The sequence below is a fragment of the Pseudomonas sp. GXZC genome, assembly GCF_026967615.1.
GTDB lineage: Bacteria > Pseudomonadota > Gammaproteobacteria > Pseudomonadales > Pseudomonadaceae > Aquipseudomonas > Aquipseudomonas azotoformans_A.
Genome location: NZ_CP114115.1, coordinates 1,623,499 through 1,649,505, shown reverse-complemented (window position 1 = coordinate 1,649,505; position 26,007 = coordinate 1,623,499). Strand labels below are relative to the sequence as shown.

Annotated in this window: 21 protein-coding genes; 8 read left to right on the top strand and 13 right to left on the bottom strand. The window is 60.8% G+C overall.

What is annotated here, in order from left to right; all coding sequences use genetic code 11:
• Positions 1 to 15: 15 nt before the first annotated feature.
• The 13 genes from OZ428_RS07830 to OZ428_RS07770 all read right to left on the bottom strand — a co-directional run bounded on the left by OZ428_RS07830 (position 16) and on the right by OZ428_RS07770 (position 15,720).
• Positions 16 to 564 carry a hypothetical protein gene (locus tag OZ428_RS07830; protein WP_269133052.1) on the bottom strand — a complete coding sequence of 183 codons (549 nt, stop codon included), beginning with the start codon at positions 562 to 564 and terminating at the stop codon, positions 16 to 18.
• A 16-nt stretch (positions 565 to 580) separates the two neighbouring features.
• On the bottom strand, positions 581 to 1,297 hold the full coding sequence (locus OZ428_RS07825) for a TetR/AcrR family transcriptional regulator (RefSeq protein ID WP_016979842.1): 717 nt from the start codon (positions 1,295 to 1,297) through the stop codon (positions 581 to 583).
• A 106-nt stretch (positions 1,298 to 1,403) separates the two neighbouring features.
• Complete coding sequence (gene lysS, locus OZ428_RS07820) at positions 1,404 to 2,903, bottom strand: lysine--tRNA ligase (protein ID WP_038849273.1); 1,500 nt, start codon at positions 2,901 to 2,903, stop codon at positions 1,404 to 1,406.
• Positions 2,904 to 2,935: 32 nt separating this feature from the next.
• Positions 2,936 to 4,031, bottom strand: a protein-coding gene (prfB, locus tag OZ428_RS07815) for a peptide chain release factor 2 (protein ID WP_100215725.1) whose coding sequence is annotated in 2 segments (ribosomal slippage) — positions 2,936 to 3,958 and positions 3,960 to 4,031 — 1,095 coding nt in all. Because the reading frame shifts where the segments join, the coding sequence is not laid out codon by codon here.
• Between the two features lie 173 nt (positions 4,032 to 4,204).
• Positions 4,205 to 5,959 (bottom strand): hypothetical protein, encoded by a 1,755-nt coding sequence (locus tag OZ428_RS07810; RefSeq protein ID WP_269133050.1) that lies wholly within the window; start codon positions 5,957 to 5,959, stop codon positions 4,205 to 4,207.
• A gap of 485 nt (positions 5,960 to 6,444) precedes the next feature.
• A complete protein-coding gene (locus OZ428_RS07805) occupies positions 6,445 to 7,446 on the bottom strand; it encodes a diguanylate cyclase (protein WP_133074457.1) in 1,002 nt (333 codons plus the stop codon).
• A gap of 51 nt (positions 7,447 to 7,497) precedes the next feature.
• Positions 7,498 to 8,508 (bottom strand): chemotaxis response regulator protein-glutamate methylesterase, encoded by a 1,011-nt coding sequence (locus OZ428_RS07800; protein WP_269133049.1) that lies wholly within the window; start codon positions 8,506 to 8,508, stop codon positions 7,498 to 7,500.
• Entirely contained in the window at positions 8,505 to 10,775 is a 2,271-nt protein-coding gene (locus tag OZ428_RS07795; protein WP_269133048.1) for a hybrid sensor histidine kinase/response regulator, read from the bottom strand. The genes OZ428_RS07800 and OZ428_RS07795 overlap by 4 nt, the downstream gene beginning before the upstream one ends.
• Positions 10,772 to 11,473, bottom strand: a complete 702-nt coding sequence (locus tag OZ428_RS07790) for a chemotaxis protein CheW (protein ID WP_269133047.1) — start codon at positions 11,471 to 11,473, stop codon at positions 10,772 to 10,774. Before OZ428_RS07790 ends, OZ428_RS07795 begins: the two co-directional genes overlap by 4 nt.
• Positions 11,470 to 12,729: a CheR family methyltransferase gene (locus tag OZ428_RS07785; RefSeq protein ID WP_133074460.1), complete on the bottom strand. Its 1,260-nt coding sequence runs from the start codon at positions 12,727 to 12,729 to the stop codon at positions 11,470 to 11,472. The genes OZ428_RS07790 and OZ428_RS07785 overlap by 4 nt, the downstream gene beginning before the upstream one ends.
• Positions 12,726 to 13,238: a chemotaxis protein CheW gene (locus OZ428_RS07780; protein ID WP_133074461.1), complete on the bottom strand. Its 513-nt coding sequence runs from the start codon at positions 13,236 to 13,238 to the stop codon at positions 12,726 to 12,728. Before OZ428_RS07780 ends, OZ428_RS07785 begins: the two co-directional genes overlap by 4 nt.
• On the bottom strand, positions 13,238 to 14,860 hold the full coding sequence (locus tag OZ428_RS07775) for a methyl-accepting chemotaxis protein (protein WP_269133046.1): 1,623 nt from the start codon (positions 14,858 to 14,860) through the stop codon (positions 13,238 to 13,240). The genes OZ428_RS07780 and OZ428_RS07775 overlap by 1 nt, the downstream gene beginning before the upstream one ends.
• A gap of 149 nt (positions 14,861 to 15,009) precedes the next feature.
• Complete coding sequence (locus OZ428_RS07770; protein ID WP_033899955.1) at positions 15,010 to 15,720, bottom strand: tellurite resistance TerB family protein; 711 nt, start codon at positions 15,718 to 15,720, stop codon at positions 15,010 to 15,012.
• Between the two features lie 168 nt (positions 15,721 to 15,888).
• Between OZ428_RS07770 and OZ428_RS07765 the strand changes: the two genes are divergently transcribed.
• The 8 genes from OZ428_RS07765 (at position 15,889) to OZ428_RS07730 (ending at position 25,927) form a co-directional block, all read left to right on the top strand.
• Complete coding sequence (locus OZ428_RS07765) at positions 15,889 to 16,800, top strand: LysR family transcriptional regulator (RefSeq protein WP_003209548.1); 912 nt, start codon at positions 15,889 to 15,891, stop codon at positions 16,798 to 16,800.
• A gap of 133 nt (positions 16,801 to 16,933) precedes the next feature.
• Positions 16,934 to 18,391, top strand: coding sequence for a gamma-aminobutyraldehyde dehydrogenase (locus OZ428_RS07760; protein ID WP_028619108.1), 1,458 nt, complete (start codon positions 16,934 to 16,936; stop codon positions 18,389 to 18,391).
• Positions 18,392 to 18,463: 72 nt separating this feature from the next.
• Entirely contained in the window at positions 18,464 to 19,615 is a 1,152-nt protein-coding gene (gene ydcS, locus OZ428_RS07755; RefSeq protein WP_133074465.1) for a putative ABC transporter substrate-binding protein YdcS, read from the top strand.
• Positions 19,616 to 19,790: 175 nt separating this feature from the next.
• Complete coding sequence (locus OZ428_RS07750; RefSeq protein ID WP_061435506.1) at positions 19,791 to 20,825, top strand: ABC transporter ATP-binding protein; 1,035 nt, start codon at positions 19,791 to 19,793, stop codon at positions 20,823 to 20,825.
• Between the two features lies 1 nt (position 20,826).
• The gene (locus OZ428_RS07745) at positions 20,827 to 21,756 is read left to right on the top strand and encodes an ABC transporter permease (RefSeq protein WP_016977918.1); all 930 of its coding nucleotides are present in this window, start codon (positions 20,827 to 20,829) and stop codon (positions 21,754 to 21,756) included.
• Entirely contained in the window at positions 21,746 to 22,555 is an 810-nt protein-coding gene (locus tag OZ428_RS07740) for an ABC transporter permease (protein WP_012722540.1), read from the top strand. Before OZ428_RS07745 ends, OZ428_RS07740 begins: the two co-directional genes overlap by 11 nt.
• Positions 22,556 to 22,576: 21 nt before the next feature.
• The gene (locus tag OZ428_RS07735; protein WP_269133045.1) at positions 22,577 to 24,001 is read left to right on the top strand and encodes a gamma-aminobutyraldehyde dehydrogenase; all 1,425 of its coding nucleotides are present in this window, start codon (positions 22,577 to 22,579) and stop codon (positions 23,999 to 24,001) included.
• A gap of 63 nt (positions 24,002 to 24,064) precedes the next feature.
• The gene (locus tag OZ428_RS07730) at positions 24,065 to 25,927 is read left to right on the top strand and encodes an NAD(P)-binding protein (protein WP_269133044.1); all 1,863 of its coding nucleotides are present in this window, start codon (positions 24,065 to 24,067) and stop codon (positions 25,925 to 25,927) included.
• Positions 25,928 to 26,007 lie beyond the last annotated feature (80 nt).

Below are 26,007 nucleotides of genomic sequence, written 5' to 3'. Positions count from 1 at the left end.
CTTCCTCTTTAAACGTTATTTGCCCGCGCGCTGGTAGCGCACGGCTTCCACGAATACATCGGCATTGGCCGGGTCATCCAGGTAGGCAAATACCTGGTCCAAGGGGCTGTCCACCAACACGCCAGCCCCTTCGACGGTCTCCACGGTACTGCCGTGCAACGCCTTTTGGCCGATGGCTTGATGGATCTGCTCCAGATCGAGGTTGTAGACCACCAATTCATGCTTTTCGTTGATTTCGAAGCCCGCCAGCATGAAGTTCCCGCCGAGCTTGGCCGGCAGCGGCGCCGACAAATACCAGCGGCTGCCATGGCGCGAAACGCTGAACTGGTACTCATCGCGCTGGCCCGGCTTGGCTGTAGGGTAGCTCACGGCCTTGTAACGGTGCTCACCCACGGCGGTGATGTGCAGGTTGAGCGGCTCACCCCAGGCGTTTTTGCTCGACCATTGGCCCAGCAAGGCCTGCGGCGCGGCGTCATGGGCCGGCAGCGGGTCCTTGAAGGTCACCAGGCAACCGCTCAGCAGCAGGAACGACAAGGCGATTACTACCACACGCCAGGTTTTCATTGGACATCCCCCGGTGTCAGACCGAGGCCAACACCAAATGCATGTAACGCTTGAGGATCTCAAGCATCTCTTCACCGGTCAGAGGCTCTGCGCCGCCCAGCAGGCCCTGATATTCCATCCGACTGATTATCGCCGTCAACACTTTGGCATCCTGTTGTGGCTCGCGGGAGCCCAGCACCTGGAAAAACTGCCCGGTGCCCTGCAACAGAATCTGCTGGTGGGAACGTACCAACTCGGCCAGGCGCGGGTTTAGCAAGGCCTCCTGGCGGAACGCCTGCTCGGCCATCAGATGCTCACGACGGTTGGTCAGTTGGCGCAAGACGTAGTCGGCGGTCAGGCGCGCAATGTCATCAGCCAGTTGCGAGCGTGATTGTGGACTGCCATCGCCATAGGCGACCATTTCGCGCAGCAGCCCTTCGTTGCGCACCCACAACTTGCCCATGAACGCGGCGCTGCGTTCGACGTATTGGGCGAAGGTATCGGTGAGCAGGTCATCGATATCCTTGAAATAGTAAGTCGTGGCCGACAACGGCACCCCCGCCTCCGCCGCCACCGCCCGATGGCGAACGGCCCGCACACCATCGCGCACCACAATGCGCATGGCTGCATCGAGGATGTCTTGCCTGCGCTGCTCGCTACCCCGACGACTGGCCTTGCGGCCCTGGTACTGGACGCTTTCAGCCACGGCAGCGGCAATGCCGGCGGCGCCTTCTTGAGCGGTTACGCGGTTCACGACACACATCCTTGAATAGATCAAAACCTGGCGCTGTTTGCTTGACGCTTAAAGACGCCACATAAAAAAGCCGCCTTATAAAAGGCGGCTTCGGATTTCGCTTCGGTTACGCTTGTGGCCGCATGTGCGGGAACAAGATCACATCGCGGATCGACGGCGAGTTGGTCAACAGCATCACCAAACGGTCGATGCCGATGCCTTCACCGGCCGTTGGCGGCATGCCGTACTCCAGGGCACGGACGAAGTCAGCGTCGTAGTGCATGGCTTCGTCGTCACCGGCGTCCTTGTCGGCCACCTGGGCCATGAAGCGCTCGGCCTGGTCTTCCGCGTCGTTCAACTCGGAGTAGGCGTTGGCGATTTCGCGGCCGCCGATGAACAGCTCGAAGCGGTCGGTGACGTTCGGGTTGTCGTCGTTACGACGGGCCAGCGGCGACACTTCGAATGGGTACTGGGTAATGAAGTGCGGCTGCTCCAGCTTATGCTCGACCAGCTCTTCGAAAATCATCACCTGCAGTTTGCCCAGGCCTTCGAAGCCCAGCACCTTGGCGCCGGCTTTCTTGGCGATGGCGCGGGCCTTGTCGATGTCATTCAGGTCGTCAGCAGTCAACTCAGGGTTGTACTTGAGGATCGAATCGAACACCGACAGACGCACGAACGGCTCGCCGAAGTGGAACACCTTGTCGCCGTACGGCACGTCGGTGCTGCCCAGGACCAGCTGCGCCAGTTCGCGGAACAGTTCTTCGGTCAGGTCCATGTTGTCTTCGTAATCGGCGTAGGCCTGGTAGAACTCCAACATGGTGAATTCTGGGTTGTGACGGGTCGAAACGCCTTCGTTACGGAAGTTGCGGTTGATCTCGAACACTTTTTCGAAGCCGCCAACCACGAGGCGCTTGAGGTACAGCTCCGGCGCGATACGCAGGAACATTTCCATGTCCAGCGCGTTGTGGTGGGTTTCGAACGGCTTGGCTGCGGCACCACCGGGGATGGTCTGCAGCATCGGGGTTTCCACTTCCAGGAAGTCACGCTGCATCAGGAAGGTACGGATGTGCGCGATCACTTGCGAGCGCACACGGAAGGTGTGGCGCACTTCTTCGTTGACGATCAGGTCAACGTAGCGCTGGCGATAGCGTTGTTCGGTGTCGGTCAGGCCGTGGTGCTTGTCCGGCAGCGGGCGCAGCGACTTGGTCAGCAGGCGCACGTTGGTCATTTCCACATACAGGTCGCCCTTGCCGGAACGGGCCAGGGTGCCTTCGGCGGCGATGATGTCGCCCATGTCCCAGGTTTTCACCGAGGCCAGGGTTTCTTCCGGCAAGGTCTTGCGGTTGACGTAGACCTGGATGCGACCGGTCATGTCCTGGATCACCATGAACGAGCCACGGTTGAGCATGATGCGACCTGCCACCTTGACCGGGATCGCAGCCTCTGCCAGCTCTTCCTTGGTCTTGTCCGCGTATTGCTTCTGCAAGGCATCGCAGTAGTTTTCGCGACGGAAGTCGTTGGGGAAGGCATTGCCCTTGGCGCGCTCGGCAGCAAGCTTTTCCTTGCGCAGGGCGATCAGGGAGTTTTCTTCCTGTTGCAGGGCCTGGTCGAGTTGTTGGTCGCTCATGTCTTTAAATTTTCCATCACAGAATTAGGGTGTTACAGGCCTGATTTCAGGCTGGCTTCCAGATACTCGTCGATGTCGCCATCGAGCACCTTGTCACAGTCACTGCGTTCGATGTTAGTGCGCAGATCCTTGATCCGCGACGCATCGAGCACATAAGAGCGGATCTGGTGACCCCAGCCGATATCCGACTTGGTGTCTTCCAGCGCTTGTGACGCGGCGTTGCGTTTCTGCATTTCCTGCTCGTACAACTTGGCCCGCAGCATTTTCATGGCGGTGTCTTTGTTGGCGTGCTGGGAACGTTCGTTCTGGCAGCTGACCACGGTGTTGGTCGGTACGTGGGTGATACGTACGGCCGAGTCGGTGGTGTTTACGTGCTGACCACCGGCACCGGAGGAGCGGTAGGTGTCGATGCGCAGGTCGGCTGGGTTGATCTCGATCTCGACCTTGTCGTCGATCTCTGGCGAGACGAACACCGCAGAGAACGAAGTGTGGCGACGGTTGCCGGAGTCGAACGGGCTCTTGCGTACCAGGCGGTGTACGCCGATCTCGGTGCGCAACCAGCCAAAGGCGTATTCGCCCTTGATGTGCACGGTCGCGCCCTTGATACCGGCAACTTCACCGGCGGACAGTTCCATGATGGTCGCTTCGAAACCGCGTTTGTCTGCCCAGCGCAGGTACATGCGCAGCAGGATGTTGGCCCAGTCCTGGGCCTCGGTGCCACCGGAACCGGCCTGGATGTCCAGGTAGGCGTTGTTCGGGTCCATCTCGTGGCTGAACATGCGGCGGAATTCGAGTTTGGCGAGGTTTTCCTCGAGACGGGCCAGCTCGGCGACAACATCGCCCACTGCGCCTTCGTCGTTTTCTTCGACGGCCATGTCCAGCAGGTCACGGCAATCGGCCAGACCGGTGTTCAGTTCGTCGAGGGTATCGACGATCTGCGCCAGCGCAGCGCGCTCGCGGCCCAGTTCCTGGGCGTATTCAGGTTTGTTCCAGACAGCAGGATCTTCAAGCTCGCGATTGACTTCGGTCAGACGCTCATGCTTTTGATCGTAGTCAAAGATACCCCCGAATAGTTTCGGAGCGCTCGGACAGGTCCTTGATGGTGTTAAGGATCGGGTTGATTTCCATGGCGGGCAGCACTCGTTGGCGAACTTTTGAAAGCCGGCGAGTATAACGGCAAACGGCAGGAAACGGCAGCCCGCTTGGTCGATTGTGGTGACAACGCACCACCTGACAGGCTCGCTTGAAAAGAACCTGGTCAGGCGGGCGGCTCCTGCCAAAGAAACCGCCTTTACCCTCGATCAGGTTGTAACGCTGTGGACCACTTTGAAGGGGGTCTTCACGGCGGTGCTCGTCAACACTTCGGCTAAGAGGCTGCCCCCTTTCGCAGCCCCAGCCACCAACCCCAACAAATCAACTCCCAGGTAGAAAAAGCCGTCATTGATATTGCCTGCCGCGAAGTTTTTCCCCGAGTTGTAAAGAGGTATAAGCCCCAGTAAAAAATCGTGAATTTTCTTGTTTCTCGCCTGTTTACGCTCAGCCTCGGTAACACCATAGGCTTCTGCTTTTTCATGTCTGTCATCAGGCCGGAAATGCTGACTCAGTGTGCCGGCCAGGGCGTCCAACCGATGCTTGGTCACCTTTGACGCGTCACTGTCCAGCTCGCTTGCGTGGGAGGCATCCCAGCGCGCCCATTCATGCGCCTTATAGAAGTCGTAGACAAGCGGTATATGCATCCTGCGAGCGACATCATCAATCCGGCGGATACCTGACACGTCCTGACTTCTTTCATAATAGTAAACCTTGGAATCTGGAGCCGGCGTCGTTGCCTTTATCAAAACATTGGCAGGCGCATCCAGAAACTTGAGGTGCTGACTGTCGGGATCACGCACAGGTTTACGACTGTAAACAGTGACATCAGCGCTGGCCAAAATTGCTTTATCCTGCGCAGACAAGCCTTCCAACTCCAATTTGAAAATCTCACCCAAGGCCGCCCTTTGCGAGTTCATATGGTTGGCGTATGACGCTTCGAAAAGAGCAGATGGACTTTCTAACTTTTCTAGCTTAGGTACGATAGGTTTATACCTGAGCTTGTCGGGGTCCATTGAATGGTAGTCGCCAAAGTCATCAAACTTCTCGCTTAAATAAAGATCAACAAGCGAAGTAATCAACGTCAGTTCATTACGCCCTTGAGGCCACCGCCGAAGTATATCCGATGTCATATCAACGTCATCGTCATCAAATAACCCTTCCAACGCTTCAATTGCCAGTTCTCTGCGGTTTTTGAGCGGCTCATTCAACGTGGTCGCTGCGTCTGACATGATCTTTATCCGACGGGTGACTTCAGCCTCCGCAGTGGCGAATTCCTGTTCGCTGTACTCATAATTCGGATTGTTGTTCACAACACCGTTGAGCCTGGCCCAATCCATGGCCGCCAACAGAAAACTGTGCTTCTTGGATAGCGGATCCCCCTCAACTTTATCGGTGTTCCAATAGCGGACGGCGTCCTCTACAAGCGCCTCATCGTTATTAAGGGAACGGGGTAACTTATTTGCAAAATAATGAGCGGCCGCAGCCACGTTGACTGATTCGATACTGCCAAATTGCAGCGTTGGCGAGACGCCCGCGAGCGTCAGTTCTGGAGCGACTCCCGCCAATAGCAAGTGCGCCATCGCCATTGAATTCTGTTCACTCGCCTTGCCAGCGGTCACTAGGTGCGCCGCGAAATCTCGGGTGATTTCACCATAGGCCTTACCTTGGTTACTGCTTTGCTGGACGTCATAGCCGGCAATCTTTCGATGCTCGGTTCCCGCGGATCGATCCAGTTGATTGATCAGTGCAATCTTGACCCACTCTTCGGCGCTGGCATTGATGGTGCCCTTGAAATGCGCCGCTAACTGCTCGCCAAGTGCCTGGGCGGCAGGACTCTCAAACAAAGTGCGTAGTTGTTTCCCCGGGCCGTCTTGTGGGTTAAGTGCTGAACCCGCAGAGGCTACCAGTACGTCCAACAATGTCTGGCCATCGACGCCTGTGTGGCCATTGACATAGGTGTTCAAGTCCTCACGCTGAGTTTTACTCAGGGCTTGCGCGCCGGACAATAGGTCCCACGCGCGCCCCTCAGGCACTTCCAGCCGACTGCTGGAAGATGAACCAGGGGGATTCATGAGTCCGGCGCGAAGAAGCTGACCAGAGGAGGATCGGCGTTTACGGGACGCCACAGTATGACTCAATGAATCTTGTGCTGCTTGAGGGGGTGAGGAATTGTTGGTTGCCTCGGCGTTGCCGGAGGAATAGTCGAGAGCAACAGCGGGGGCCGCCCTATAGGGGAGAGGGGTTTGAACAGGTGCCGTTATCATAGTAATCGCCACTCTTGCTGAAGTATTGATAGCAATTAATCAGTGGCACTCGGAGAAATCTGGTTCAGCACTTGACTGTAACTTTAAATATGTAGAGCACTAAAGCTCACAGATACTTACAACCTTTAAAATTATAAAAAACCCAATACGTCGCCATCAATCAAGCATTGATGGCGACGCTTGCTTCATTCAATCCCTACCTGATTGCGCCCATTATGCTTGGCCGTGTAAAGGCCTTTGTCCGCCGCCAAGATCACCTGCCGGCAATCCGTCCCCTGCTGCGGCGTCATAGTCGACAGCCCAATGCTCACGGTCAGGCTGGAACCTTCCGTCGGTGCGTTATGCGGGATTTTCAGTGCTGCCACCGCCATCCGCAGTTTTTCCGCCACCAGTCGCGCCCCTCCGGGCGAGGTATTCGGCAATACCAACGCAAACTCCTCACCCCCGTAGCGCGCCGGCAAATCCGAAGGCCGACTGCTGGCCTCACGAATGGTCGCCGCCACCTTGCGCAAGGCTTCGTCCCCCTCAACGTGCCCAAAACTGTCGTTATAGGTCTTGAAGAAATCCACATCAATCATCAACAACGACAACTGAGTCTGATCACGCATGGCCCGACGCCACTCCAGCTCCAGGTATTCATCAAAGTGACGACGGTTGGACAACCCGGTCAGGCCATCGGAGTTCATCAACCGTTGCAGTACCAGATTGGTGTCCAGCAACTGTTGCTGGCTGACCCGCAGCGCACGATAAGCCGCATCCCGCTGCAACAGGGTCATGTAGGACCGCGAGTGATAGCGAATGCGCGCCACCAATTCGATGTTGTCCGGCAGCTTGACCAGGTAATCGTTGGCCCCGGCAGAAAAAGCCGCGCTCTTGATCAGCGGATCTTCTTTGGTGGACAGCACGATAATCGGGATATTCGCGGTGGCCGGGTGATTGCGGTATTCGCGCACCAGGGTCAGACCGTCGAGGCCCGGCATCACCAGATCCTGCAGGATCACGGTCGGCTTGATGCGGATCGCCTGGGCAATCGCTTGGTGCGGGTCGGCGCAGAAGTGGAAGTCGATATTTTCTTCATGGGCCAGGCCGCGTCGCACGGCTTCGCCGATCATGGCCTGGTCGTCGACCAGCAACACCATGGCGGCATTTTCGTCGGTCTTGATGTCGTCGATCTGTAAATCATTCATGTGCAGTCACCTGAATTACTACCTGCCAGCCAGCACCGCGAGAGGTCACGTTCATTTTGCAAAGACCTCCAGCAATCGGGGCGCAATTCTATCCAGTGGGCGAATTTCAACAGCAGCATCAATTGCCGCCGCCGCTTTGGGCATGCCATACACCGCCGAGCTTTGCTGATCCTGGGCGATGGTCAAATAACCTTGTTCACGCAGCAACTTGAGGCCCTGGGCCCCGTCGCGCCCCATGCCGATCAGCAATACGCCGACGGCATCGCCATTCCAGTGGCTGGCCACGCTTTCGAAAAACACATCGATCGAAGGCCGGTAAATCTCGTTCACCGGCTCTGCGGTATAGGCCAGCGTGCCATTTTTCAGCAAACGAATGTGGTGGTTGGTGCCAGCCAGCAGCACCACGCCGCTTTGTGGGGGCTCGCCTTCACGGGCCAGGCGCACCGGCAGGCCGGAGGCGCTGCCCAGCCACTCGGCCATGCCGGCGGCGAACACCTGGTCCACATGCTGCACCAGCACAATGGCGGCGGGAAAGTCCCGTGGCAAACCCTTGAGCAGGATTTCCAGGGCAGCCGGACCACCGGCCGATGAACCGATTGCCACCAGGCTCTGGCGTTTACCGGTCATTCGCGGCGCAACGGTTTCGGCACGTACGCGGCTGCCGCGCTGGCCGATCAGCCAGCCGATATTGAGGATCTTGCGCAGCAGCGGCGCCGCCGCATCCTTGGGGTTGCCCACGCCCAGGGGCGGTGTGTCCACCACGTCCAACGCGCCGTGGCCCATGGCTTCAAATACCCGGCTGACGTTGGCCTGGCGGTCGACGGTCACAATCACAATGGCGCATGGGGTCTCGGCCATGATCTGGCGGGTGGCTTCCACGCCGTCCATCACCGGCATGATCAGGTCCATCAGGATCAGGTCCGGCGTCAGTTCAGCACAGCGCTGCACCGCTTCCAGGCCATTGGCGGCCACCCAGACCACTTGATGCGCGGGCTCGAAGCTCAAGGCGCGGCGCAAGGCCTCCACTGCCAGGGGCATGTCATTGACGATCGCAATCCTCATGCCCGCGCGCCCCCGATCAGTTCCACCACGGCATCCAGCAGGGCATCATCATGGAAACTGGCTTTGGCTAAATAATAGTCGGCGCCGGCGTCCAGTCCACGACGTCGGTCTTCTTCGCGATCCTTGTAGGACACCACCATCACCGGCAACGATTGCAGGCGACTGTCTCGGCGCAAGAGTGTGACCAATTCAATACCGTCCATACGAGGCATATCAATATCAGTGATCAACAGGTCAAAGTCTTCGGAGCGCAAGGCGTTCCAGCCGTCCATGCCATCGACCGCCACGGCCACTTCATAACCACGATTAAGTAACAATTTACGTTGCAGTTCACGCACGGTCAGCGAGTCGTCCACCACCAACACGCGTTTACGCGGTGCCTCAGTGGCTTGTTGGCTACGCCGCGCGATACGTTCCAGGCGGCCAGTGTTGAGCAGTTTGTCCACCGAACGCAGCATATCTTCGACATCGACGATCAGCACCACTGAACCGTCGTCCAGCAACGCGCCAGCGGAAATATCCTGGACCTTGCCCAGGCGATCATCCAGCGGCAGCACCGCCAGGGTACGCTCGCCGATAAAACGCTCCACGGCAATCCCATACACCGCATCACGCTCGCGGATCACCACGACTTTCAAGGTGTCCGACTGGCCCTGCCCCGCCGGACGCTGCAACAACTGGCTGGCGGCAACCAGGCCGACGTGCCGGCCTTCGTGCCAGAAATGCTGGCGACCTTCCAGTTGCACGATATCGTCCGGCGCCAGGTCGCACATGCGCTCAATGTGGGCCAGCGGGAAGGCGTAGGCTTCTTCGCCGACTTCCACCACCAGGCTGCGCACCACCGACAGGGTCAATGGCACTTCCAGGTGGAAGCGGCTGCCCTGCCCCGCCGTCTGCTCCAGCACCACCGCGCCGCGCAACTGGCGAACCATATGCTGCACCGCGTCCAGGCCGACGCCGCGCCCGGAGACTTCAGTGACCTTGTCACGCAGGCTGAACCCCGGCAGGAACAGGAACGTCAGCAACTCTTCTTCGCTCAGGCGCAGGGCGGTTTCCAGCGGCGACAGATGCCGGTCGACGATGGTGCCACGCAGGCGTTCCAGGTCGACGCCATTACCGTCATCGCTCAATTCCAGCACCAGCAAACCGGCCTGGTGGGACGCGCGCAGGCGGATCAGGCCTTCAGCCGGCTTGCCTGCGAGCAGGCGTTGCTCAGGCATTTCGATGCCGTGGTCGACCGCATTGCGCAACAAATGGGTGAGCGGCGCTTCGAGTTTTTCCAGCACGTCACGGTCGACCTGGGTCTTTTCGCCCTCGATCTCCAGGCGTACCTGTTTGCCGAGGCTGCGGCCAAGGTCGCGCACCATGCGCACTTGCCCGGCCAGCACATCGGCAAACGGACGCATGCGGCAGGCCAGTGCGGTGTCGTAGAGCACTTGGGCACGTTGCCCGGCCTGCCAGCCGAACTCGTCCAGCTCGGCAGTTTTTTCCGCCAGCAGGGCCTGGGCTTCGCTGAGCAGACGGCGGGTGTCGGCCAGCGCCTCTTGAGCTTCCAGGTTCAGATTTTGGGTCTTGAGTTGCCCGTCCAGCGCATCCAGGGCCCGCACGCTCTGGTTTTGAATGCGCTTGAGGCGCTGCAGGCTGGCCAAATACGGCTTGAGCCGCTGGGTTTCCACCAAGGATTTGCTCGACAGGTCCAAGAGGCTGTTCAAGCGCTCAGCGGTTACCCGCAGCACGCGCTCGCCGCCTTCGGTCATGCGTTTGTTCTGGCGCAGCGGCTCGGCAACCACCGGCGGCGCAGGCTCGGGTTCCGGCGGCAGTTCTTCAACGACAGGTACAGGCTCTGGCGGCGGCGCCACAGGCTTGACCGGCGCCTGGGACGGGTCCAACAGGCGCTCCATCAACGCCACATAGGCTTCGATATCCGCCGGACCCACGTTATTGCCGGGCGTGGCGATGCGCATCAGCAGGTCGGTGCCTTGCAGCAACGCATCAATATGTTCGGGTTGCAGGTACAGGCGGCTTTCCTGGGCGCTGACCAGGCAATCTTCCATCACATGGGACACGCTGACCCCGGCGTCGACCCCGACGATACGCGCCGCACCTTTGAGCGAGTGAGCGGCGCGCATGCAGGCTTCAAGCTGATCGGCCTGGGTCGGGTTGCGTTCCAGGGCCAGCAGGCCCGCGCTCAGCACCTGGGTCTGCGCATCGGCTTCCAGGCTGAACAGCTCCAGCAGCGAGGCATCGCGCATCTGGTCGGGGGTCATGTGAGGCTCCGGGTCACGGCGGACAACAATTGCACCTCGTCCAGCCAACGCAGGCTGCGACCTTTCCACTGCAACACGCCTTGGGTGTAGCGCGCGCTGGCCTGGGTGCCGGAGGCCGAAGCCGCCTTCAAGGTGCGCTCATCGATGGCGTGGATCCCGTCGACTTCATCCACCGGCACCACCACCGGGCCATCCTGTGCGGCAATGATCAGCATGCGCGGCATGATGCGGCCGCCGCTGGCGCCGTTGCTGGTGACATCCAGGCCCAGCAGTTCCACCAGCGACAGGCACGCCACCAGCGCACCCCGCACATTGGCCACGCCGAGCAAGGCGCGCGAGCGTTGGTGCGGCAGGGAATGTATCGGTTGCAACGGCGCGACTTCCACCAGACAACGGGTGGCAATGCCCAGCCATTCTTCGCCGAGGCGGAACATCAGCAACGAACGGGTGACTACATCTTCGCCCAGCTCGACAGCGGCATGCGAGCGATGCGCGTCCTGCTGCAAGGCGTAGCGGTCCAGCAGTCGCGTGGCCGCCGCCGAGTACACCGAGCAGTTGCGGCAATGGATATGGTCTGCCAACAGCGGGCAGGATTTGTCGCCATGGATGCCGATGCGGTTCCAGCAGTCGTCGATGGCTTGGGTGTCGGCCAGGGTCAGGTCCAGGCCTGCAGTGTCGAGCGCCTCGGTGTTACTCATCGTTTGGACTCACTGTCAGCTCGCTCGCTACGGGCAGCCCGCGCCTGCAAGCGGCGCGCTCCCGCACTATCACCCTGGGATTCGAGCAACGCGGCCAGGTGCATCAAGGCCTGCGGGTGCTGGGGTTCCAGGTACAAGGCTTTTCGATAATAACCCTGGGCCTCCAGGGCACTGCCGGCCACATCACTCAACAACCCGAGCCAGTAGAACACCTGGGCAGCCGGCGGGTGGTTGCTCAGATACTGTTCGCACGCGGCGCGGGCTTCGGCACTCTTGCCTTCATTGGCCAGGGTGGCGATGCGGCTGAGCAGGTCGCCCGCATCGGTGTGCGGCGCCTTGATCGGCACCACTTGAGCGCTGGCCGTGCTGAACGGCCGTGGCTTGCTCGGAATCGGCGCCGCACTGCGTTGCGGGATGGGCGCGGCGATCGGCACAAACACGGGCTCAGGCTTGACCGGCTCGGCATGCCGACTGAACGCAAACGACTGCGGCACCCCAATTGAGCGCATGCCATGGCGCCCCAACAGGCTGCCTTCGGCCGGGCCGATAAACAGCACGCCGTCCACATGGGTCAGGCCCTTGAGCACATCGAAAACCTGCTTCTGGGTCGGCTGGTCGAAGTAGATCAGCAGGTTGCGGCAGAACACGAAGTCGTAGCTCGCCTCATTCGCCAGCAAGCCCGGATCAAGCAGGTTGCCCACCTGCAGGCGCACCTGTTCGCGCACACGGTCGGCAATGTGGTAACCGTCGCCATACTCGGTGAAATGGCGGTCGCGAAAGGCAATATCGCCACCGCGAAACGAGTTCTTGCCATACACCCCGCGCCGCGCACGCTCCACCGACAGCGGGCTGACATCCAGGCCCAGCACCTTGAACTGGTGCGGCGCGAGGCCAGCGTCCAGTAATGCCATGGCAATCGAATAAGGTTCTTCACCGGTGGAGCACGGCAGGCTGAGGATGCGCAGTGCGCGCATCTGCTTGATTTCGATCAGCCGCGCCTTGGCCAAGCGGGCCAGGGTCGCAAATGATTCGGGGTACCGGAAAAACCAGGTTTCCGGGACGATTACCGCTTCGATCAGCGCCTGCTGCTCATCCTCGGAACTTTGCAGGTGCTGCCAGTACTCGCCGGCCGTTTGCGCATTGACGGCCTGGCTGCGCTGGCGCAACGCGCGTTCGATGATGGCTTCGCCCACCGACGCGACATCCAGGCCGATGCGCTCTTTAAGGAAGGCAAAGAAACGCGGATCGCTGCTCATAGGCTCAGCTCGGCAGAAAACAGCACAGCGCGCACCTCATCGGTGAGCAGGTCATTCACGCCGATCCATTGCATCAAGCCCAACGCGTCTTCACGCACCGGCCCCAAGTACGGCGCCTGGCGGTTGTCGAGGCCATAGGGCTGAAACTCCGCCGGGTCGCAACGCAACGTGTCGGTGGCCTGCTCAAGGATCAGTCCCAGCCAGCGCGCTTCAATCCAGGGCTCGGGCTGGTAATGGACCAGCACCAGCCGCGTGCTGGTACGTGCCTGGGCGGCGGTGCCGAAGGTCAAGGCGCTGAGGTCGATCACCGGCACCAGTGCACCACGGTGGGCAAAAATGCCCGCCACCCACAGCGGCGCATGGGCGATGGGTTTCAAAGGCAGGCGCGGCAGCACCTCGGCCACTTCGGTGGCCTTGAGGGCGTAACGTTCGTTGCCGATGTGGAACACCAGGAACAACGCCTTTTTCGCTGCCGGGACGGCGCCGCGTTTAGCCGCGAGGTCGCTCATCAGACTTTGAAACGCGACACGCCGCTGCGCAGACCGACCGCCACCTGGCTCAGCTCATCAATGGCAAAGCTGGCCTGGCGCAGGGACTCGACGGTCTGGCTGCTGGCATCGCCCAGTTGCACCAGGGCGTGGTTGATCTGCTCGGCACCGGTGGCCTGGGCCTGCATGCCTTCGTTGACCATCAACACCCGCGGCGCCAGCGCCTGCACCTGATGAATGATCTGCGACAACTGCTCGCCGACTTGCTGCACTTCAAACATGCCGCGACGCACTTCTTCGGAGAACTTGTCCATGCCCATCACGCCAGCGGACACCGCCGACTGGATCTCGCGCACCATCTGCTCGATGTCGTAGGTGGCCACGGCCGTCTGATCGGCCAGACGCCGCACTTCGGTGGCCACCACGGCAAAACCGCGACCGTATTCACCGGCTTTCTCAGCCTCGATGGCCGCGTTGAGCGACAACAGGTTGGTCTGGTCAGCGACCTTGACGATGGTCACCACCACCTGGTTGATGTTGCCGGCCTTCTCATTGAGGATCGCCAGCTTGGCGTTGACCAGATCGGCCGCGCCCATCACCGAGTGCATGGTTTCTTCCATGCGCGCCAGGCCTTGTTGGCCGGAACCGGCGGCGACCGAAGCCTGGTCGGCGGCGGTGGACACTTCGGTCATGGTGCGCACCAGGTCCTTGGACGTGGCCGCGATTTCGCGGGATGTGGCGCCGATTTCGGTGGTAGTCGCAGCGGTTTCTGTGGCGGTGGCCTGTTGCTGCTTGGACGTGGCAGCAATCTCGGTCACCGAGGTGGTGACCTGCACCGATGAACGCTGGGCCTGGGACACCAGGGCCGTCAGCTCGGTCATCATGTCGTTGAAGCCGGTTTCCACCGCGTTGAATTCGTCTTTGCGCTCCAGGTTCAAGCGCTTGCTCAAGTCGCCATCACGCATGGTTTCGAGGATGTCGACGATGCGCTGCATCGGCGCCATGATCGCGCGCATCAGCAGCAGGCCGCACAGGCCGGCGGCGAGGATGGCGACAAGCAGCGATACGAACATGCTGATTTTAGCGGCGGAAACTGCATCATCGATGGCGTTGGTCGCACGGTCGGCGACGTTCTTGTTCTCGGTGATAATGTCGTTGAGCTTCATGCGGCCTGCGGTCCAGGTCGGCGTCAACTGGGTATCGAACTCTTTGCGTGCGGCCGCCAGGTCACCGCGTTGCAGGCTGTCGAGAACCGTGGACAGGCTCTTGTTGTAGGCCTGGTGCAGGGCTTCGAATTTGTCGAACTCGGAACGGTCTTCACTGCCGGCAATGGTTTTGTCGTAGTTGCTCATCTGCTGCAGGATGCGCGCTTCGAAGGACTTGAACTCCGCCCGATCAGCGTCGCTCAGTTGCTTGTTCTCACGCAGGCCCAGCAATTCAAGGGTCTGCAGGTAGCTGTCGACCCAGGCGCTACGGATCATTGAACTGAGATAGACCCCCGGCACCGCGTCATCGCGCACCGCGACTTCGCTGGTTTCGATCTTCAGCAACCGTGAATAGGAGACCACAACCATTAACAGCATGATGGCGATAATGACCGCAAAGCTTGCCAAGATCCGTTGGCGCAAGGTCCAGTTCTTCACAGTAATTCCTCGAAGGGCCGATCAAATGCGGGGGAGTATAGCTGAGCAGAAGCCCTCATTTATCAACGGGTTTTGATGTAGCGCTCACAGAATGCAAAAACACCCCGGGCCTTTATGGCATCCGGGGTGTTTTCGATAAAGCGATGGGGTCAGAGCGCCGCTTGGCGCACCTGTTTTTCCAGCTCCAGCTTCAAACCCGGCTCCAGTTTCAGTTGACGGGCCAACTCATCGAGGTAGGCCTTCTCCATGAAGTTTTCCTCGTCCACCAGCATCACACTGGCGATGTACATCTCGGCGGCCATTTCCGGCGTGCCGGCAGCCCGTGCTACGTCGGCCGGGTCGAGGGGTTTGTTGAGTTCGGCATGCAGCCAGCTTTGCAGTTCGCGGTCGTTGTCCAACTTGGTGAATTCGCCCTCGATCAGCGCACGCTCGCGCTCATCCACATGGCCGTCAGCCTTGGCGGCGGCGACCAGCGCCTTGAGGATGCCTTGGCTGTGTTGCTCGACCTGGGCCGGCGGCAGGCGGTCAATGGTCTGCGGCTCGCCTTGTGGCGCATTGGCTTGGCTGGCCTGCCAGTTGCCGTAGGCTTTGTAGGCAATCACGCCCAATGCGGCCAAACCACCGTAGGTCAGGGCCTTGCCGCCGAATTTGCGGGCTTTTTTGTTGCCAAGCAGCAGGCCCATGGCGCCAGCCGCCAAGGCACCGCCGCCCGCGCCACCGAGCAGGCTGCCCAGGCCGCCACCGCCGAGTAAACCGCCCAGTGCACCTTTGTCGTCCTGTTTACGCTGGCCGCCAGCCTTGTTTTGCAACATGTCCTGGCCAGACTTGAGCAACTGATCGAGCAATCCACGGGTATTCATTCGTAGCCTCCAGACACTAGGGTTCATAGGACCAATAGGCCCCCAGCGTAAAACTAAGTGCCAAAGAGCCTCGATCTAGAGTGCTTCCAGATGTAACGCGGCCGTCCTTCGCTTAAATCGATATACACTCGAACAAATCTATAAAAACACCCCACTGGTAATTCCAGCATGATGACCTTGCGTCAAATCCGGCATTTTATCGCCGTGGCCGAGACCGGCTCGATCTCTGCCGCCGCGCAGACCGCGTTCATTTCCCAGTCCACCCTGACCCTGGCGATCCAGCAATTGGAGCAGGAAATCGGCGTCAACCTGTTCAACCGGCATGCCAAGGGCATGACCCTGACCCACCAGGGCCATCAATTCCTGCGCCAGGCGCACCTGATCCTTGCCACCGTCGACAACGCCAAGCGCAGCCTGCAACAGAGCACCGACCAGGTCGCCGGACAGCTGATCATCGGCGTGACCAGCCTGGTGGCCGGTTATTACCTCGCCGACCTGCTGACGCGCTTCCAGCGCGCCTACCCCAATGTGGAAATCCGTGTGATGGAGGACGAACGCCCGTATATCGAGCACTTGCTGGTCAGCGGCGAAATCGATGTGGGCGTGCTGATCCTCTCCAACCTCGAAGACCGCCACGCCCTGCAGACCGAAGTCCTCACCCACTCCCCGCACCGCTTGTGGCTACCGGCGCAGCATCCACTGCTGGAACACGACAGCATCAACCTGGCCGATGTGGCGCGTGAACCGCTGATCCAACTGAATGTGGACGAAATGGGCCACAACGCCCAGCGCATGTGGACCGGCGCGGGCCTGCAACCGCGCGTGACGTTGCGCACAGCGTCCACCGAAGCCGTGCGCAGCCTGGTGGCGGCGGGCCTTGGCGTGTCGATCCAGCCAGACATGACCTACCGACCGTGGTCGCTTGAAGGCGACATCATTGAAGCGCGCCCGATCGCCGACCTCAGCCAGACCCTCGACGTGGGCCTGGCGTGGCGCCGTGGCACCGCACGTCCGGCGCTGGTGGACCCATTCCTGACCGTCGCCCGCGAACAGCCACATCCGCGCAAGCCATCTATTTAATCGAATGCTGCATTCAGTATTTAGTATTTGTTGACCTCGCGCCTGACCTCTAGTCTCTGTTCATCCCATAAGAGAAGGTCAGGCGCCTTGTAAGAGAACGCCCATGGCCACACAAGAAAAGAGATCGCGAAAAATGTCCGGCGCGCCCACCCCGCTGCTCACTGCGTTGCTGATCGACGGCGAACTGGTCCAGGGCCAGGGGTTTGCCGAGCCGATCCTCAACCCGGCCACCGGTGAAGTGCTCACTCAGATCGCCGAAGCCAGCACCGAGCAGGTCGAAACCGCGATCCTCGCCGCCCACCGCGCCTTTGCCGGCTGGTCGCGCACCACGCCGCAGCAGCGTTCGAACATCCTGCTCGGCATCGCCGACGCCATCGAAAAACAAGCTGATTACCTGGCCCGCCTGGAATCCCTGAACTGCGGCAAGCCGTTGCACTTGGCCCGCCAGGATGACTTGAGTGCCACCGTCGATGTGTTCCGCTTCTTTGCCGGGGCCGTGCGCTGCCAGACCGGGCAGTTGAGCGGTGAATACCTGCCCGGTTACACCAGCATGGTGCGTCGCGATCCGATTGGCGTAGTGGCCTCGATTGCCCCGTGGAACTACCCGTTGATGATGGCCGCGTGGAAGATCGCTCCGGCCCTGGCTGCCGGTAATACTTTGGTGTTCAAACCGTCGGAACACACGCCGCTGTCGATCCTGGCCCTGGCGCCCGTGCTTAAAGAGCTGCTGCCACGTGGTGTGATCAACATTCTGTGTGGCGGCGGCGAAGGCGTCGGCAGTCACTTGGTCAGTCACCCCAAGGTGCGCATGGTCTCGCTGACCGGCGATATCGTCACCGGGCAGAAAATCCTGCAAGCAGCCTCCAAAACCCTCAAGCGCACACACCTGGAATTGGGCGGCAAGGCGCCGGTGATCGTGTGCAACGACGCCGACTTGCAAGCTGTGGTCGAGGGCGTGCGCGCCTACGGCTATTACAACGCCGGCCAGGACTGCACCGCCGCGTGCCGTATCTACGCCCAGGCCGGGATCCACGACAAACTGGTGGCTGAGCTGGGCGCGGCGGTCAGCAGCCTGCGTTTTGCCGGCAAGCGCGATGCCGACAATGAGCTCGGCCCGCTGATCAGCACGCGTCAGCGCGACCGCGTCGCCAGTTTTGTCGAACGCGCCCTCGGCCAGCCGCATATCGAACGCATCACCGGCGCCGCCGTGCATTCCGGCGCGGGCTTCTATTACCAGCCGACCTTGCTCGCCGGCTGTAAACAGAACGATGAAATCGTGCAGCGCGAAGTGTTCGGCCCGGTGGTCACCGTGACCCGCTTCGATGAGCTGGAACAGGCGGTGGACTGGGCCAACGACTCCGAATACGGCCTGGCCTCCTCGGTGTGGACCCAGAACCTGGACAAGGCTATGCAGGTGGCGGCGCGCCTGCAATACGGCTGCACCTGGATCAACAGCCATTTCATGTTGGTCAGCGAAATGCCCCACGGCGGCTTGAAGCGCTCGGGGTATGGGAAGGATCTGTCCAGCGATTCGCTGCAGGACTACAGCGTGGTGCGCCACATCATGGCGCGCCACGGCCAGCATCTTTAAAACAACAACTAAGCTGTTGCGTTACCGGCTTCAAACACTGCCCCGACCATAATTAAAGAAGAGGGAACCCCCATGTCTGCGCACAAGACCGCACTGCTCAGTGCCCTGACCACTGCACTGCTGGCCAGCGCCAGCCTCCAGGCCGCCGAACCGCTCAAAGCGGTGGGCGCCGGTGAAGGCCAGTTGGATATCGTCGCCTGGCCCGGTTACATCGAACGTGGCGAAAGCGACAAGGCCTACGACTGGGTCACCGGTTTCGAGAAGGAAACCGGCTGCAAGGTCAACGTGAAAACCGCCGCCACCTCTGACGAAATGGTCAGCCTGATGGCCAAGGGCGGGTATGACCTGGTCACCGCATCGGGCGATGCGTCGTTACGGTTGATTGTTGGCAAGCGTGTGCAGCCGATCAACACCTCGCTGATCCCCAACTGGAAGAACATCGACCCGCGCCTGAAAGATGCGCCGTGGTATGTGGTCGGCCAGCAAACCTACGGCACCCCGTACCAGTGGGGCCCGAACGTGTTGATGTACAACACCAACGTGTTCAAGACCGCGCCCACCAGCTGGAATGTGCTGTTCGACGCGCAGAACCTGCCGGACGGCAAGCCGAACAAAGGCCGCGTGCAGGCGTATGACGGCCCGATCTACATCGCCGATGCGGCGCTGTACCTCAAGTCGACCCAGCCGGAACTGGGTATCCAGAACCCCTATGAACTGACTGAAACCCAGTACAAGGCCGTGCTCGAATTGCTGCGCGCGCAACAGCCGCTGATCCACCGCTACTGGCACGACACCACCGTGCAAATGAGTGACTTCAAGAATGAAGGCGTAGTGGCCTCCAGCGCCTGGCCGTATCAGGTCAACGGCCTGCAGAACGAGAAACAGCCGATTGCCTCGACCATTCCAAAGGAAGGCGCCACCGGCTGGGCCGACACCACCATGTTGCACAGCGAGGCCAAGCACCCGAACTGCGCCTACAAGTGGATGGATTGGTCGCTGCAGCCGAAGGTCCAGGGCGACGTTGCCGCCTGGTTCGGTTCGTTGCCGGCAGTGCCTGCAGCGTGTAAGGAAAGCGAGTTGCTCGGCGCCGAAGGCTGCAAGACCAACGGTTTCGACCAGTTCGACAAGATCGCCTTCTGGAAAACCCCGCAGGCTGAAGGCGGCAAGTTCGTGCCTTACAGCCGCTGGACCCAGGATTACATCGCGATCATGGGCGGCCGCTAAAGGTCCCAGCAGAGACTGCTTCTTGTGGTGAGCAGGCTTGCCCTGCGCGGGGCAAGCCCGCTCACCACAAAAGCCCGATTTTGACCGTTTCAGCGCAGCACCCATGCATCCTCGTTTTTTCAGAAGTCCAGGCCGGGCCGCTGCGACGACCCGCGCCTTTTTGGAGCACCGCACCATGACGCTTGCAGTCCAATTCACCCACGTTTCCCGTCAGTTCGGCGAAGTGAAAGCCGTTGACCGGGTTTCCATCGACATCCAGGACGGCGAGTTCTTTTCCATGCTCGGCCCTTCCGGCTCGGGCAAGACCACCTGCCTGCGCCTGATCGCCGGGTTTGAGCAGCCGAGCGCAGGCTCGATCCGCATCCATGGCGAGGAAGCCGCCGGCTTGCCGCCGTATCAGCGCGATGTGAACACCGTGTTCCAGGATTACGCGCTGTTCCCCCATATGAATGTGCGCGACAACGTCGCCTACGGCCTCAAGGTCAAGGGCGTGGGCAAGGCGGAACGCCTGAACCGTGCCGAAGAGGCGCTGGCCATGGTCGCCCTCGGCGGCTACGGCGACCGCAAGCCGGTGCAACTCTCCGGCGGCCAGCGCCAGCGTGTGGCCCTGGCCCGCGCCCTGGTCAATCGTCCACGGGTGCTGCTGCTGGACGAACCCCTGGGCGCCCTCGACCTCAAGCTGCGCGAACAGATGCAAAGCGAGCTGAAAAAGCTGCAACGCCAGTTAGGCATCACCTTTATCTTCGTCACCCACGACCAGACCGAAGCGTTGTCGATGTCCGATCGCGTCGCCGTGTTCAATAAAGGCCGCATCGAACAGGTCGACACCCCGCGCAACCTCTATATGAAACCGGCCACGTCGTTCGTCGCTGAGTTTGTCGGCACCTCCAACGTGATTCGTGGCGAGTTGGCCCAGCGCCTCAGCGGCACTGCACAACCCTTCTCGATCCGCCCGGAACACGTGCGCTTTGCCGAAGGCCCGTTGGGCGCTGGCGAAGTGGAAATCAGCGGTCTGCTCCACGATATCCAATACCAGGGCAGCGCCACTCGCTATGAACTGAAACTGGAAAACGGCCAGGCGCTGAACATCAGCCAGGCCAACAACCAATGGCTGGACATCAGCAGCGGCCATCAGGTCGGCCAGTCCATCACCGCTCGCTGGGCACGGGAAGCCATGACCCCGCTGACCGATATCGCAGGCGAGGTGTGACATGAGCCTGGCCCTTTCCCAACCGCCGATGCGCAGGTTTTCCAACCTGCTGTACCGCAAGCCCAACCTCTACCTGGCGATGCTGCTGGTGCCGCCGCTGATCTGGTTCGGCGCGATCTACCTCGGCTCGTTGCTGACCCTGCTGTGGCAAGGCTTTTATACCTTCGACGACTTCACCATGGCGGTCACCCCGGACCTGACCCTGGCCAACTTCGCCGCGCTGTTCCAGCCGTCGAACTTCGACATCATCGTGCGCACCCTGAGCATGGCGATTGTGGTGTCGATCGCCAGCGCCGTCGTCGCCTTCCCGATTGCCTACTACATGGCGCGCTACACCACGGGCAAGACCAAGGCATTCTTCTACATTGCGGTGATGATGCCGATGTGGGCCAGCTACATTGTCAAGGCCTACGCCTGGACCTTGCTGCTGGCCAAGGGCGGCGTGGCGCAGTGGTTCGTGCAGCACCTGGGTTTGGAGCCGGTATTGCAGTTCGTACTGGGCATTCCCGGCGTGGGCGGCAGCACCTTGAGCACCTCGCACCTAGGGCGCTTCATGGTGTTCGTCTATATCTGGCTGCCGTTCATGATCCTGCCGATCCAGGCCTCGCTGGAGCGTTTGCCGCCCTCATTGCTGCAAGCCTCGGCGGATTTGGGCGCCAAGCCGCGCCAGACGTTCATGCAGGTGATCTTGCCGCTGTCGATTCCGGGGATTGCCGCCGGTTCCATCTTCACCTTCTCGCTGACCCTGGGCGACTTCATCGTGCCGCAGCTGGTGGGCCCGCCGGGCTACTTCGTCGGCGGCATGGTCTACGCCCAGCAAGGCGCCATCGGCAACATGCCCATGGCGGCGGCGTTCACGCTGGTGCCGATCGTGCTGATCGCGGTTTACCTGTCCATCGTCAAACGCCTGGGGGCCTTCGATGCACTCTGAAAAATCTTCCATGGGTCTGAAGATCGCAGCTTGGGGTGGACTGGTTTTTCTCCACTTCCCGATCCTGATCATCTTCCTCTACGCCTTCAACACAGAAGAAGCGGCGTTCAGCTTCCCGCCACAGGGCTTCACGTTGAAGTGGTTCAGCGTGGCCTTCGCCCGGCCGGACGTACTGGAAGCGATCAAGCTGTCGTTGCAGATTGCGGCCATCGCTACCCTGATCGCCATGGTGCTCGGCACCCTGGCCTCGGCGGCGCTGTATCGCCGTGAGTTCTTTGGCAAACAAGGCGTGTCGTTGATGCTGATCCTGCCGATTGCGCTGCCAGGGATCATCACCGGTATCGCATTGCTGGCGACCTTCAAGACGCTGGGCATTGAGCCGGGGATGTTCACCATCATCGTCGGCCACGCGACCTTCTGCGTGGTGATCGTCTACAACAACGTCATCGCCCGCCTGCGCCGCACCTCCCACAGCCTGATCGAAGCCTCGATGGACCTGGGCGCCGACGGTTGGCAGACCTTCCGCTACATCATCATGCCCAACCTGGGCTCGGCGCTGCTGGCCGGCGGCATGCTCGCCTTTGCGCTGTCGTTCGACGAAATCATCGTCACCACCTTCACCGCCGGCCACGAACGCACCTTGCCGTTGTGGCTGCTCAACCAACTGAGCCGCCCACGGGATGTGCCGGTGACCAACGTGGTCGCGATGCTCGTGATGCTGGTGACGATGTTCCCGATTCTCGGTGCCTATTACCTGACGCGCGGCGGTGAAAGCGTGGCCGGTAGTGGCGGTAAATAATTGTTTGAAGAGGACATGGCGATGCAAACCAAACTGCTGATCAACGGCCAACTGGTCGACGGCGAAGGCCCGGCCCAGGCGGTATTCAACCCCGCGCTCGGCCGCGTACTGGTGGAAATCAACGAAGCCAGCGAAGCCCAGGTCGACGCCGCCGTGCGCGCAGCCGATGCGGCTTTCGAAAGCTGGTCGCAAACCGCGCCCAAGGACCGTTCGCTGCTGCTACTGAAACTGGCAGACGTGATCGAAGCCCACGGCGAAGAGCTGGCCAAGCTGGAATCGGACAACTGCGGCAAGCCCTACAGTGCCGCCCTGAACGATGAAATTCCGGCGATTGCCGACGTATTCCGCTTCTTTGCCGGCGCCAGCCGTTGCATGAGCGGCTCGGCCGGCGGTGAATACCTGCCTGGCCATACCTCGATGATCCGCCGCGACCCGGTGGGGGTGATTGCGTCCATCGCGCCGTGGAACTACCCACTGATGATGGTCGCCTGGAAAATCGCCCCGGCCCTCGCCGCCGGTAATACCGTGGTGCTCAAGCCGTCGGAACAAACCCCGTTGACCGCGCTACGCATGGTCGAACTGGCCGCTGAAATCTTCCCGGCCGGTGTGCTCAACCTGGTGTTCGGCCGTGGGCCAACCGTCGGTAGCCCGCTGGTGAACCACCCGAAAGTGCGCATGGTGTCGTTGACCGGTTCCATCGCCACCGGCGCAAACATCATCTCCAGCACCGCCGACAGCGTGAAGCGCATGCACATGGAGTTGGGTGGCAAGGCGCCCGTGATCATCTTCAACGACGCGGACATCGACGCCGCCGTGGACGGTATTCGTACTTTTGGCTTCTACAACGCCGGCCAGGATTGCACGGCGGCCTGCCGGATTTATGCGCAGGCGGATATCTACGACAAGTTTGTCGAGAAGCTCGGTGCGGCGGTCGCCAGCATCCAGTACGGCTTGCAGGATGATCCGGCGACCGAATTGGGCCCGTTGATTACCGCGCAGCATCGCGACCGTGTCGCCGGGTTTGTCGAACGCGCCGTGGCGCAGCCGCACATTCGCCTGGTCACCGGTGGCAAGGCCGTGGAAGGCAATGGTTTCTTCTTCGAGCCGACGGTATTGGCCGACGCACAGCAGGACGACGAAATCGTGCGCCGAGAGGTGTTCGGGCCGGTGGTCTCGGTAACCAAGTTCACCGATGAAGCACAGGTACTGGGCTGGGCCAATGATTCGGACTACGGCCTGGCGTCATCCGTGTGGACCGCAGATGTAGGACGCGCCCACCGCTTGGCCGCACGCCTGCAGTACGGCTGCACCTGGGTGAACACCCACTTCATGCTCGTCAGCGAAATGCCCCACGGCGGCCAGAAACTGTCCGGGTATGGCAAGGACATGTCCATGTACGGGCTGGAGGACTACACCACCGTGCGCCATGTGATGTTCAAGCACTGACGATTTAACCCGGCATCCTCCCTGGATGCCGGGAACCTATAACAATAATTTTCAGGATCCCCCATGGATATCACCCGCCGCGACTTCCTCAACGGCGTCGCTGTCACCATTGCCGCCGGTATGACCCCGCTGCAAATCCTGCAAGCCGCTCCCGACGGTCGCTATTACCCACCTGCCCTTACCGGCCTGCGCGGCAGCCATGCCGGCTCGTTCGAAGTGGCGCACCAGATGGGCTGGGAAAAGAAGGTGTTCGACACCGACGCACTGCCGATCACCGAGGACTATGACCTGGTGGTCGTGGGCGGCGGCTTGAGTGGTTTGTCGGCGGCGTGGTTCTACCGCGAGAAGCACCCCAAGGCGAAGATCCTGATCCTGGAAAACCACGACGACTTCGGCGGTCACGCCAAGCGCAACGAATTCCAGGCCGGTGGCCGCATGATCATCGGCTACGGCGGCAGCGAGGCGTTCCAGTCGCCCAACCACCTGTACAGCCAGGAAGTGAACGGGTTGTTGAAAAAGCTCGGGGTGAACATCAAGCGCTTCGAAACCGCCTTCGACCGCCAGTTCTACCCAGGCCTTGGGCTTTCGCGCGGGGTGTTCTTCGACAAGGAAAACTTCGGCGAAGACAAACTGGTGACCGGCGACCCGACGCCGATGGTGGCCGACGATATTGCACCGGACCAGTTGAATGCCCGCGCCATCCGCGACTTCATCAATGACTTCCCCTTGCCAGCGGCCGACCGCCAGGCCCTGATCGAACTGCACACCGCGCCCAAGGATTACCTGCCGGGCAAGACCGCCGAAGAAAAGGCCGACACCCTGGCTACCACCAGCTACCGCGATTTCCTGCTCAAGAACGTAGGATTGTCGGAAGGCGCAGTGAAGTACTTCCAGAGTCGCACCAATGATTTCATGGCGTTGAGCATCGATGCCGTCGCTGCTGCTGACGCTTATAGCGTGGGTTTCCCAGGCTTTACCGGGATGAACCTGGCGCCGATCAGCGAAGAGGCGGCAGCGGAAATGGAAGAGCCCTACATCTACCACTTCCCAGATGGCAATGCGTCGGTGGCGCGGTTGCTGGTGCGCAGCCTGATCCCGGGCGTGGCGCCAGGGCACACTATGGACGATATCGTGCTGGCGCCGTTTGACTACGCCAAGCTCGACCAGCCCAAGGCGGCCGTGCGCTTGCGCTTGAACAGCACGGCAGTCAGCGTGCGTAACGTCGGCAGCAGCGTGCATATCGGCTACAGCCGTGGCGGACAACTCGCACAGGTGCGCGGCAAACGCTGCATCCTGGCCTGCTACAACATGATGATTCCGTATCTGCTGAAAGACCTGCCCGCAACCCAAGCCCAAGCCCTGAGCCAGAACGTGAAGTACCCGCTGGTGTACACCAAGGTGGTGATCCGCAATTGGCAGTCGTTCCAGAAGTTGGGCGTGCATGAAATCTACGCGGCGACCCAGCCCTACAGCCGCATCAAGCTGGATTACCCGGTGAGCATGGGCGGCTACGACCACCCGCGCGACCCGACGCAGCCGATCGGCTTGCACATGGTCTACGTACCCACCAGCCCCAGCAGCGGCATGAACGCCCGCGACCAGGCCCGCGCCGGGCGGGGCAAGTTGTATGGGCAGACGTTCGAGCAGCTGGAAGCGCAGTTGCGTGATCAGTTGCAACGCATGCTCGGGCCGGGTGGGTTCAACCATGAGACCGACATTCTGGCGATCACTGTCAACCGCTGGTCACACGGTTATGCGAGTTTCTCCAACAGCTTGTTCGACGATGCGGACCAGAGCGAAGCGTGGATGAACCTGGCGAAAAAGCCGGTGGGGCATGTGAGCATCGCCAACTCGGACGCGGCGTGGAGTGCGTATGCCCATGCGGCGATTGATGAGGCTTACCGGGCTGTGGGTGAAGTGAGCTGAGGACATTTGGAAATGTCTTGTCGCACTTGCAACGCCATCACCCCGCCATCAATCAATTTTCCTACGTCATCGAACCGCTT